Here is an 11,725-nt window from a genome sequence, read left to right as displayed (position 1 = left end):
AAAATAAACAACTTAATCTAAAAAATCCCGCGTTCTCAATCACCTCCTGGTAAGGCTTGGCTCCGCAATTAATTTATCGCTCAACGGTTTAGTCAGTTTCTGTCTCAACTCTTCCAACAATTGAGAGAACTGCTTGGCTAATTGTGTTTCTTGGCTAATCTTGGTTTCCAATAAGCATTCGATCGCTCGTGCTATCTCCGAAGCTTTAATATAACCAAATGTTCCCAATCCGCCTGCTAGTTTATGGGCTTGTGTTCGCGCAGCTTGTTGTTGCTGCACGGTAAAATCGCCTGTTTGAAACGATCGCTCTACTGCTTCCAATGCAGTAATTCTTTGCTCGAGTGAGATCTGAAAACGAGCTGTAATTTTCTCAATTGCTATTCTCCCTCGCTGCTCTCGAACTTGCCAATCCTCGTCCCAATCCACTGGCAAATCAAATTCCCAGGCAATCGCGCCCTCTTCGCTTCTCCTCTTTACATACTCCGATTCCCGTGTTCTTTTGTCTTCTTTTGGTGCTGCTTTTAACCGATATCCCAACCCATAAACTGTCTCGATCGAATCATCCTCCATTCCGGCAGACTTCAAACGATGCCGTAAGTCTTTGATTAAAGTGGTGACAGAACCTTCAACGGGAGTTTTTTCGATCGACCACAGGCGATCAATAATGGCACTACGGCTGAGAATGTGTTGGGGGTGGCGGAGAAATAGTTCGAGCAGATTGTATTCTTTGGGACGCAGGGAAATTTCTTTGCGGTCGTAAGTAACCCTAGCTGAAGTAGGATCGAGACAGAGTAGCCCCCAAGTTAATACTGGCGAAGATGAGTATCTTTGATCGCGCCTCAGAATTGCTCGCAATCTTGCCAGTAGCTGGGAAGAAGCGCAAGATTTGGCAACATAGTCATCGGCACCAGCATCAAGTCCGGCAATAACATCTTCGTTCGCGTCTTTCGTTGTTAGCATCAGAATTGGTGTTTGACAGCCTTGAGCGCGTAAACGACGGCAAACTTCAAGTCCATTTAACGTTGGAATCAAAAGATCTAAAAGAATCAGATCGTAATTTGATCGAGTTGCTAGATCTAACCCTGCCATTCCATCTGCAACCACATCGACTGTATAACGATGGCTAGAGAGCATGGCTGAGAATAGTTCACTAGTATGTTCATCATCTTCTATAAACAGAATTTTCATATGCACTCTCCTGTCAACTTTGCATTAGCTGAAAGCAGAGTCTAGACAGAATTGCTTTTTCTAATATCTTTTCATTAGACATTTCCAAAGCTTAATTTAAACCCATTGAATAAACCGTAGTTAAAATTTAATTTCTGGAGAAATTATTATTTAAATAACAGCAAAAGCTGCCTGGCAAAGATGCGTTAAAAGCTGATGTTGTCTAGAGTCTGACTCAACTGTCACAACCTGTTTTGAAATAGATTGGAAGTTTGAAAACCTCCGATCATCGTGCCTGCCAAATTTGGATTTTAAAAATAATTTAAATTTTGTTGCAAATGTTTTAGGTAGGCAGGAGCGAAAGTCAAGCGATCGTTTGCTTAAAAAGACTTACTTAAGTTTGACAATCTTTTTTTCAAATCATAAATTCACGCTATTAATCAATAGAGCGATCACAGTTATAAGTAGTTGAATAGTGAAATTATTTTTTTATAAGGTCAACTCAATATATATCAGAAGTATGTTGCCAAAAGTGAGATAGTTTACATTGATTTAATCTTACTATCACCCTTAAAATAAACTTCAATAGATAAATTTTTCTCCCCCTGCACCTTGCAACTATACTCTTTCTCTCAAAAGGATGGGCTATTTTTTTACTTGTAAGTCTCTAGGAACGACGACACGAAGGATACTTGGGTAAAGTGACGGCGAGCAGAAAACAAATCCCCGTCAGGAAGAGTGCAATTAATAGAGAAATTTTGATTCCTGAAGTTGCTGCATCAAGACTAATCAATCGCAGCAATGGATAGATTGATGGTGGCAGTTTGTTAGCAAATACTTCTCTAACTTCTTCTCGAGAAAAGGTTTGCAACATTTCTTGTAACTTAACAATCACTTCAAGACGTTCGACTGGTGACAAGGTTTTGCCAAGGTTTTCTAAAATGTCATCCACAATGCTTCGAGCGGTATAATATACAAGTGCTGTACCGAGGATTCCTCGTCCCAAGGAACAGCCCAAATTCTGAATGGGATCGTAAATGCCAGAGGCTTGAGGTTTGTCTCCCTTTGAAGCGTTTGAGTAAGTAAGGGTGCTAATATATGACGAAAATAATCCCGAACCCACGCCCATAATAATTAACCCCGGCATCAGTTCTAATGAGGTAACTGAGAGATGCAGGCTACTGTAAAGCACTCCAATGCCAGCAGCAAGCAAAGAAATGCCAATACAGACAATATACTTAGGTGTGATGCGATTGCCCAAAACTAAATACTTCAGGACGGAGATTATAACGATTACCATGGTTAGGTTGTAAGGTATTATCGTTAGTGCCGTTCTAAATGGATTGAGCGATAAGGCAAGCGGTACAAATTGAAATAGGTTAAATTGCACGCCCGTTACAATCAGTGTATGCAGCATCGCAGTAAGAAGCCCCAAGACGAATTCTCGGTTACGCAATAGTCCGACTCGGAACAAACAAGCCTTACCTAGGTTTGCCTGTCGTCGTTGCCAGAAAACAAAGAACCCCAAAAGAATCATCCCCACGGCAAATAATGTAGGTACGATCGAGATCGCAAAAGGTGGAATAATCAAACCCGCAATTGAAAACGCTCGTTTTGGTTCCCACCACCCGAATTCTCCCGCCAAGCTCATACCTACAAAAATAGAACTAAGTCCTAAAAAGGAGAGTAAACCTCCGATCCAATCTATAGGTTGCGTACAGTTGACAATTAGATTAGGTAGCGATCGCCTCAAACGGAACACGAACATCAGAACCAGCAGTGAAGGCACAAATGCCCAACGCCAACCCAAATTGGAGGCAAGATAACCTCCAAGCAAAGAACCAAACAAGCCCCCCAGTGTCGAAGCTAAAATAAGCGCTATAGTTACTCGCTCTTCATCGTCGCCATAAATTAAATCAGCGATCGCCAAAGGAGTACTAATCAAAGGTGTCGAAGCCAGACCCGTCAATAGTGAAAAACAGAGGGCAAGAATTTCAATTGTAGGACTTAGGGAGGTGAGGGTCATCCCAATACCATACAAAACTAAGCTGATGCTAAATATACGAGTTCGACCGTAAAAGCGACACAGATTTTCCGTTGAGGGTGCAAAGGAAGCAGCTACAAGGAAATATACGACCAAAATACTCTGTATGGCACCAACACTCGAATTGAGATCGCGCACGAGCGGAGACATAATGGTAGGCATGACACTGACATTGTAGGCAATCATAAATAAAGTGATAGCGATCGCCCAAAAAGTTTTATGTGCGAATTGAACTTTTTGCGTTTGCTCCATATACGCCTCGGCAGATACCTGATTATAAGCTTAAGGTTTTACCTAAAGACTGGTTTTTTTTTGCCTCCTGTGCCTGGTAGGTTAAATTAGTTAGCTGCTTTTAAAGAAAATACGATTTTCTCTTACACAAAGTATGTAGAGAGAGTCGATCTGCAATCGAAGTGCCAGTCCACTAGAATATTCATTCAGCCTACCATTGATTTTTTTTTGTAACACAACGACCGCAAGATTTTAACCTTGCTCAAGACGATCCAATTCGAGACAACAGCGATCGCTATTTAAGGAATTTTTTAATTTCATATAAGTTTCATATTTTTATCTTCTAAATTAATTTGAATATTATTGTGATCGAAGACGATTTTAAAAAGAATTTATCGAGCGATAAGTAAGACTAAATTTCCGTTCTACTTCACTGTGAAAACCACAGATGGATACTTTAACTTTCTTTTAAATTAATCCATCCTATGATTGATTTCCTCAAGCCTAAATCTATTAGCCCAACTCCCCAACAGATTGCCAGTTCTCTCCGCAGGTTGGGATGGATTGGCTTTTGGTTACAAGCCCTACTCGGATTTATTCCGCTTCTAGTAACGATCACAACTATTTTATTTAGAACGCGACAGCAGCAACTCCGCGTGTTTTCCTTTGGTTTATGGTTTGCGATCGCCTGTCTGGCAATTTTAATCTTCAGTATCTACTGGTGTTTTCGCTATACGCAGCTAGCAAACAAGCTAGAAAGTAGGGAACTGCGTCCGACCAAATCCAAGGTATTTCGAGATCTGAAGTTAGGGCTAGTTGCCAACCTCGGTATTATGACAATTGCCGTACTAATCGCCTTAATGCGGGTGGGTGAATTGACCTTCAAAATGTTGATACTGCCTCAAGGTTCCACTGTAATTGTCCCCAATCAAACTACGACGACAATGACCCAGGGAGCATTAATCGCACCATCGAATATGATTGCAATTCAAGCCATGGTAAATGCGATCGCCGCCGGATTAATTGGAACTATTGTGGCATTACTGTTGCTCTATCAGATTGGACAACATCGCAACCCACAGGATTAATTTTCAATCTTCGCTATTCTAAGAAGTTCGGTCAATCAACTTTGGCGATCGCATAACCAAGCTTCTGAACCAGAATCAATGTCGAAAATTTTTTAGATTACTGCAGAACGAGAACTGGGGTGGAATCGACGCACTATTCGCAAAGGAATACAAGAATTAGAGCATCAAATGTCGATAACGGATTCATTTCATCTGAGAGGGCGACATCATATCAGTTTCATATCTTATTGTTTTAATTTGAAGAAGCGTATCGCATTCATTTCAATAGGTGCTTCATCACAGCACATGAGCGCTCCAAGCCGTTCAGTGCAGGTTGCATCTCACCTTCCGCATATGAACTTACGCTGAAGTGTTAATTCAGTTCTCAAATCTTGAATACCCCTCTAAAAGCGAGGTACACATGATAACTCCAGATCTTGTTGATGACAACATTAGAAAGTCTACGGGTTGGGTGATCGCCCTCAATATTGCTTTAATTATTCTTGGGGTTTACGATCGCTGGTTGGTTTACTCTCGCTGATGGCAGTTTCGGTGTTTCCAAAAGAAGCTTTTGACAAACTACCTCGCTTCAAAGAAGTGGCGCAAAAGTTTATCATACAGCATCCCGAATTGACTCACAACATTCACTTACCGGAGACTATTCATGTTTGCACAATTGCCAGAACGTCCGATGCACTCGGTAAGATGGGTCTTAACGATCAGTTGGCTCTTAGTGATTGCATCTCTGTTTTACGATCCTTGGACTGTAGCGCTTACAAAACCCGATCATACCTGGAGCCCTTTGCGGCTCACAGGTCAGTGTATTCAGGTACAGGGCAGTTGTGTTGAAGAGCAGCCTTACCCGATCGGAGCAACTTTATTTTGGGGTGCGATCGTTCCTTCTGGGATTTTCATCTTGCTCGTGTTTGGACATGAACTCTGGCGGCGGATTTGTCCGCTGGCTTTTCTGTCTCAGATTCCAAGAGGACTCGGTAAACAGCGGCAGTTCAAACGGGAAAACCCGAAAACGGGTAAGATTCGCTACGAGCTTGCGAAAGTGAAATCCGATTCTTGGCTGGGCAGAAACTATCCTTATGTACAGTTTGGTTGGCTGTTTATTGGACTGTGTGGAAGAATTCTGTTTTTTAATGCTGACCGCTTAGTTCTAGGACTGTGGCTAGTTTTTACGATCGTGGCAGCAATCGCGGTTGGCTACTATTACGGCGGTAAGTCCTGGTGTCAATATTTCTGCCCGATGGCTCCGGTGCAGACGATTTTTAGTGAGCCACGAGGTTTGCTTGGTAGCAAGGCTCATATGAGTGAACAGCGGATTACTCAATCAATGTGTCGCACCGTGCAATCAGATGGCAATGAACAAAGTGCCTGTGTTGCCTGCCAGAGTCCCTGTTTTGATATTGATTCGGAACGAACTTATTGGAATGGCTTGAACAATCCCGAAGAATCGATCATCCGATATGGTTATGTCGGTTTAGTGGTTGGCTATTTTCTCTACTACTATCTGTATGCGGGCAACTGGGACTATTACTTTTCGGGCGTTTGGAATCGCGATCCGAATCAGCTTGCTTCGCTGATGAGTCCCGGTCTTTATCTATCGGGACAGCCGATCAACATTCCGAAGCTTTTTGCGGTGCCGCTGGTGCTGGGTGGATTTAGTGCGACCGGCTATTTCCTCGGAACTTGGATTGAACAGCGGGCCAAATCTTACGATCAACAACATCACAAACACTCAGATACCGATCTGATTCGGCATCGCATTTTTGTAATTTGTACCTTTGCTATATTTAACTTCTTCTTTTTGTTCGCAGGTCGTCCCTTGCTTCAACTCACCCCGATTTGGGTGCAATATGCCTTTGATTTGAGCATTGTTTTTTTGAGTACACTATGGCTGCAAAAATCCTGGCGACGGAGTTCTGATCTCTATTCACGGGAAAATCTGGCGAACCGATTTCGTAAGCAGCTTGAGCGATTACAGCTTGATGTCTCCCAGTATCTAGACGGTCGTTCTCTTGATGATTTACACACCAATGAAGTGTATGTTCTCGCGAAAGTGCTTCCTGGCTTTACCCAAGAGAAACGGCATGAAGCTTACAAAGGAGTAGTTCGAGAAGCTTTAGAGGAAGGTTATGTGAGTACCTCTAGTAGTCTCGCAGTCCTTCAACAAATGCGTCATGAGTTAGGGATTTCTGATGATGAACACCAAGAAGTTTTGGAAGAATTAGGCGTAAAAGATCCAGAACTGCTCAATCCTAACCGCAAGCGATCGCTCGAAAATCAAATCCGTCTCACAGGCTACCAGAAATCATTGGAACGATTTCTCCGATTGCAGCAGCAGATAAGTTCTACAGAATTCACTTCATCGGCTGAAGCGTCAGATGCGATTCGGGCATTGCGTCGTGAGTATTCGATCACACCTCAAGAAGAAGAGTGGGTGTTGAGCGGATTTGCGCCTGATGCTGGCAACACTCAGAAAGCAGAATCATTACTCGCTCGGTTAAACGAGTGGAATTTGTGCGATCGCGATTTAAACCATCCTAGCCTTCAAGCTCATCCTGCAATCTTGCAGCTTTTGCATCAGGGAGTCCAGCATAAACGAGAATTGATTGTGCGCTCGATTCTGGAAATTCTTGTTTCTCTAAAAGACCATCCCAGCGCAACGACAATTGCCCGATCGCTCAAACAACTTTCGCCACATTTGACGACAGAATTAGTTAGTCGTAATTCTTGGCAATCTCATTTACAGCAAAGCATTGCGGATTTGCTAATCCAGCCCCAAGCACTAGAACAATCTGCTCAAGTAGTATCGACGCAGGATACCTTGAGTCATCTTGAAACGCTGTTGCACCATTACAATTCAGTCATTCAGGCGGCGGCTCTATTTGCGATCGCCCAACTCGATCCCCAACGCGCTCAAACTATGGCTCAAATGATCCAGCGTGACTCGTCTCCATCTTTGCTAAACGACACCGCAGAACGGTTACTAGCTTTGCCCCCTTCTCCAGCTTTAACAGAGTTTCCTGTTCTAGAAAAACTGGTGCATTTATCGAACAGTGATTTCTTTGATCGTCTTCAGTGCGAAACACTGATCGCCTTAAGCGATCGTTCAGAAATTAAAACCTACACTAAGGGCGATGTGATTACTGAGGCGGGCGATACTTGTCGAGAATTTCTACTGCTGATTGAGGGCGATGCTAGCATTCAAGGTACGAATGGGCAAACCATTATACGAATTGATCGCCTTCATCCTGGACAAATCCTTGATGAACTGGAGGTTCTAACCCACAGCACCTTAGAAAATACAATTCTTGCTGAAAGTGAAAGAACTCGTATTGTGGCAATTCCTGTCGATGCGCTGGACGATCTGCTTGAAAGAGACTCTAGTTTTGCCCGTCGAATTTTAGATCTCGAAGGTCGGCAGCTTCAACGGCTCGTGAGATTAGGAACACATGCTTAAAGCCAAGGGTCATTAACACATCGATTCTGCTCAAAACAAAGCCATATCATTAAATTGAGATTAAATTGCACCCGGTCACAGAAAAATCAAAACCAAGGTCATTTAACCAAGGTCTAACTGTCTTAAAAGAAAGAGAAGTAAAATATGAAGAACAAACTACAAATAGAGAAGGTAAAACTTTTTATTTGAGCAATGGTAAGAGGTCGAAATCTTGGCGTATTTCTAGCAGAGAGCGATTGAGTAAAGATTTATAATTGAGAAAAGGGTAATATTTTCTTGTAGCACGAGTTTTGAACCAGATGGTTATAATTTCTGGTAATAGTCGCGGTAACACGAACAAAATTGAGCTATAAAGCCATAGAACCCCATGTTGTTTAATTAAATCGTCATACATAATATCTATTGCAGGTCTAATTTTGGGGTCTTTACGGGTACGTATGAAATCCCCAAACTTAAAATCGCTCGTCCAAAAACTTAATGGTAGTATTTTGATTTCGTCATACATACCTGTGTCGCAACCAAGAATAATATGGGAAATATCGTGTGCTAATAGGATTTTGGCGAATTCTGGAGGTAGTTCTCTAGGGTCTGTGACATTAGGATTTATCTCATAATACTCTTCTAATCCTTTTGTTCTAAAATTAAGGTAATATTTGATACCCTAATTCAGCAACACCTATTTATTGTGATAAATAGGTTTAGCAGATGCTTGTAGTTGAATCGGAATTTGCAGGGCAGACTTTTCTTTTGCCTTGAATAAATTAATGCCTAGCTGTTCTAAACTATCCAACAGGGCTTGTTTAATGGTCATGTCTTCAGATTGAGATAGCATTAGACAAAAATATTCTTTTAATTGACTTTCTTCTGCTGAAGATAAACGATGATGTCTTGCCAAACGAGTTAAGCGGTGAATCGCAATCAGACGTTTAAGTGAGTCTGAAGCAGTTAGATCCGCTAATAATTGTTCAAATTTTGTGATAGTTGCGATCGCTCGATGAGAACTAATCTGCCAAATTAACAATCCTACAGTAATAAAAGTTCCTAAGCCTTGTAAAATCAAACCTGTAGCTAACCAACGATTTTCGGTATCCGCCCAGATCGAAGTTGCCAAATAAGTAGTAAAAGCACCAATTCCTCCTGTCCCAACTGCGATCGCTAGCTTACCTTGAGAACCTGTTAAAAAGCGTTGCCATTTGAACCAAGATTGTTGCCAATGGTTGGTTTGTAGTGAATAGGCTAGCAACATCAATCCCATTCCACCTACCGTAGCTAGTAGTAACTTCCAATTCCACCACCACAATAAACCAATTCCCAAAGCATAAAATAATCGACCACTATGGTTTTTGAACTGTTGCTGAAGCATTCTCAAAATTCTATTTGAGCCAAGGGCGGACACCAAGTTAATAATTTGCTGATAGCGAAATAAACTTCTAGACACAAAAATTTCCTATGGCGGAATCACAATAATGTTAATTATTAAAGGCAATCACGTCCAAGTCAGCTATTGTTTCGAGATGTTAACTTCATTTTTTACAGTTGAAATACCTAATAAACAAGCTCGATCTAAATTTACACCATCAAAATTTGCTCCTTCGGTTTCCGCGCAAAGCAAGTTAGCTCCTGATAAATTTGCTCCCGCTAAATTAGCACCTCTTAAATCAACTTCTTCTAAATTGGTTTCGCTGAGATTAGCACCTTGTAAATCGGTTTGAGCTAAATTAGCTCCTTTGAGATTAGCACCACTGAGATTAGCACCTCTTAAGTCTGCGCCACGAAAATCAACTCCTTTAAAATTGACTCCTGTAAGATTAGCACCGCTTAAAAATGCTCCTGCTAAAGACGCTTGAGTTACTTTCGCTCCCATTAGATTAGCACCTCGGAGATTACTACCTCTAAGATCTGCATTACTTAAGTCGGTTTGCATTAAGTTAGCACCGAGTAAATTAGCTCTCAAATCTGTTAAATTGAGTTGAGCTCCTAACAAATTTGCCCCATCTAATCTTGCGCCTTTAAGGTTAGCTTGACGCAAATCTGTGCCTACTAAGTTAGCACCAGCCAAGTTGACTCTTTCTAATTGACAGCCAGATAAATCTTCGTCTTCTAAATCAATTCCTGGAAAATGTTTTTCTTGTCCTGCACGAATTACTTCTATTTTGCTCATCAGCTAGTAATTAATAATTTTAGTTTATAAGTATTACTCAAATTTAAGAAGAAGTGGTGGGATTTTTACCAATTTGCTCTGAATCTAGTAACCACATTCCAGTCGCAATTTTGGGTTGATAAGCTTGAATACTCATTCCTTGTTGCATCCCCATTACCAGTAAACCTAGTGCCTCTACTAATTTGGGGTCATAAGTTTCTCCTGCTTGATTTTGGCAGTAAGATAAAGCTTGAGCGAGAGGATTGTCAACTGTTTCTGCTTGACTATAGTTTGTAACTTGTTGTTGAAAATCAGCAACTAAACGAAGAATTCTGGATTCGAGAGGAATGCTATCATAAGCTAAACCTGCAGGAGTACCAGAGCCATCCCAAGCTTCGGTTTGATGAGTTAAAATTGTAGCGATCGCTTGAAGTTGAGGCATAATTCTCAACACTGATGCCTGGGGTAAGGATTCGGAAGCTTGTAACACTTGTTGTTGAACAGGAGATTTTTTCTCATTATCAATCTTAACTGTAGAGAATAAACCTAAACGGTATAACAGTCCTCCCAAACGCAATCGCTTAACTTGCCAAGCTGGTAAATCTAATAATTGTCCCATCGCTTCAGCCATTGCCGATACTTCTGTAGCAGCCATTGGGTTGCGTACATCCGTCAAGTCGATGATTTGAGCCATGCGTAACAGAGCTTGCATTTCGTTAGAAACAATATTGTCATCTAAGGCTTGAAAATAAGCATAGGCTGCGGTTGGTTGGGAATTATGTAAATCCTGTTGACAATTTTGCAGGTATTCTACTACTCGTGAGACGACAACACTTAAATCTTCTCTTGGTTGGGAAATAGATTGAGTGAGGATTTGTTCTACTTGAGTAGTTAGGGTATGAGCTAAATCTGGATTGTAGCTTTGAATATGTGCGATCGCTAATTTGACAGTTTCTGTGACTAAATCTGGCTCAAAAGTCCAAAAACCATAAAATTTTCGCTCTAAATCAGCATGAGGTCTTCCTTCGATCCCATAATCTGCTTCAGACAATTCCTGACATAAAACCATTGCTGTATAGGTGGAAGATATGATCATTAAGTGCCACTCTTGAGCCACAGGATCGTCAGGTTTTAAACTAACTAAAGCTACATTATCTTTTTGACTAGTAGGATGCTCTGCAAATCCGGCTTCTGGTGCAGCCATAATTGCTACTTGCAGCGACTTTTGAGCCAAATCATTATAACGTTCAGCTTCTTCCAAATACCATTTTCCTCGCTGAAAGGCTGCAATCATAAGTGGTTTATCTTCCGACTCTAAAATAAAGTCTTCCAGGGCATGACAAAGAGCAACTAAAGTATTTTTGTAATAAACTCCCAAATTGATCGGTCTTTTACTGTTTTGATGAGCTTGTACTAATTGTTGTAAGATTGAACCTTCGAGCATTTTCAGTTATCAGTTATTAGTTATTGGTAGAGACGTGTCTTGGTGAGCGTTCCTTTGCGCCCGCAGGTGAGCCAGCGCGGTCTTGGGGTATCCCCAAGTGGAGCGACTGGCGTGGCGCAGGGTCTCACCGCAACATTTTACGTCTGTACAGTTATCAGTA

Annotated in this window: 8 protein-coding genes; 2 read left to right on the top strand and 6 right to left on the bottom strand. The window is 41.5% G+C overall.

The window, feature by feature from the left end:
* Positions 1 to 39: 39 nt before the first annotated feature.
* Both STA7437_RS08070 and STA7437_RS08065 read right to left on the bottom strand, forming a co-directional pair.
* On the bottom strand, positions 40 to 1,188 hold the full coding sequence (locus STA7437_RS08070) for a response regulator transcription factor (protein WP_015192889.1): 1,149 nt from the start codon (positions 1,186 to 1,188) through the stop codon (positions 40 to 42).
* Between the two features lie 646 nt (positions 1,189 to 1,834).
* Positions 1,835 to 3,463: an MFS transporter gene (locus STA7437_RS08065; RefSeq protein WP_015192888.1), complete on the bottom strand. Its 1,629-nt coding sequence runs from the start codon at positions 3,461 to 3,463 to the stop codon at positions 1,835 to 1,837.
* Positions 3,464 to 3,927: 464 nt separating this feature from the next.
* On the opposite strand from STA7437_RS08065, the gene STA7437_RS08060 reads away from it, so the two are divergent.
* Positions 3,928 to 4,530, top strand: coding sequence for a DUF3611 family protein (locus STA7437_RS08060; RefSeq protein WP_015192887.1), 603 nt, complete (start codon positions 3,928 to 3,930; stop codon positions 4,528 to 4,530).
* Positions 4,531 to 5,173: 643 nt separating this feature from the next.
* On the top strand, positions 5,174 to 7,981 hold the full coding sequence (locus STA7437_RS08055; RefSeq protein ID WP_015192886.1) for a cyclic nucleotide-binding domain-containing protein: 2,808 nt from the start codon (positions 5,174 to 5,176) through the stop codon (positions 7,979 to 7,981).
* Positions 7,982 to 8,162: 181 nt separating this feature from the next.
* Here STA7437_RS08055 and STA7437_RS25425 read toward each other — a convergent pair whose 3' ends face one another.
* From STA7437_RS25425 to STA7437_RS08040, 4 genes are all read right to left on the bottom strand, one after another.
* Positions 8,163 to 8,486 carry a hypothetical protein gene (locus tag STA7437_RS25425; protein WP_245562087.1) on the bottom strand — a complete coding sequence of 108 codons (324 nt, stop codon included), beginning with the start codon at positions 8,484 to 8,486 and terminating at the stop codon, positions 8,163 to 8,165.
* 171 nt (positions 8,487 to 8,657) lie between these two features.
* Positions 8,658 to 9,344: an ATP synthase subunit I gene (locus STA7437_RS08050; protein WP_150109047.1), complete on the bottom strand. Its 687-nt coding sequence runs from the start codon at positions 9,342 to 9,344 to the stop codon at positions 8,658 to 8,660.
* Positions 9,345 to 9,482: 138 nt separating this feature from the next.
* A complete protein-coding gene (locus STA7437_RS08045) occupies positions 9,483 to 10,142 on the bottom strand; it encodes a pentapeptide repeat-containing protein (protein WP_015192884.1) in 660 nt (219 codons plus the stop codon).
* A gap of 43 nt (positions 10,143 to 10,185) precedes the next feature.
* Entirely contained in the window at positions 10,186 to 11,565 is a 1,380-nt protein-coding gene (locus tag STA7437_RS08040) for a DICT sensory domain-containing protein (protein WP_015192883.1), read from the bottom strand.
* Positions 11,566 to 11,725: the final 160 nt, after the last annotated feature.

Origin of the sequence: Stanieria cyanosphaera PCC 7437 (assembly GCF_000317575.1) — a bacterium.
Classification (GTDB): Bacteria; Cyanobacteriota; Cyanobacteriia; order Cyanobacteriales; family Xenococcaceae; genus Stanieria; species Stanieria cyanosphaera.
Note: the sequence above shows the minus strand (reverse complement) of the source record. Positions and strands in the feature narration are given on the sequence as shown.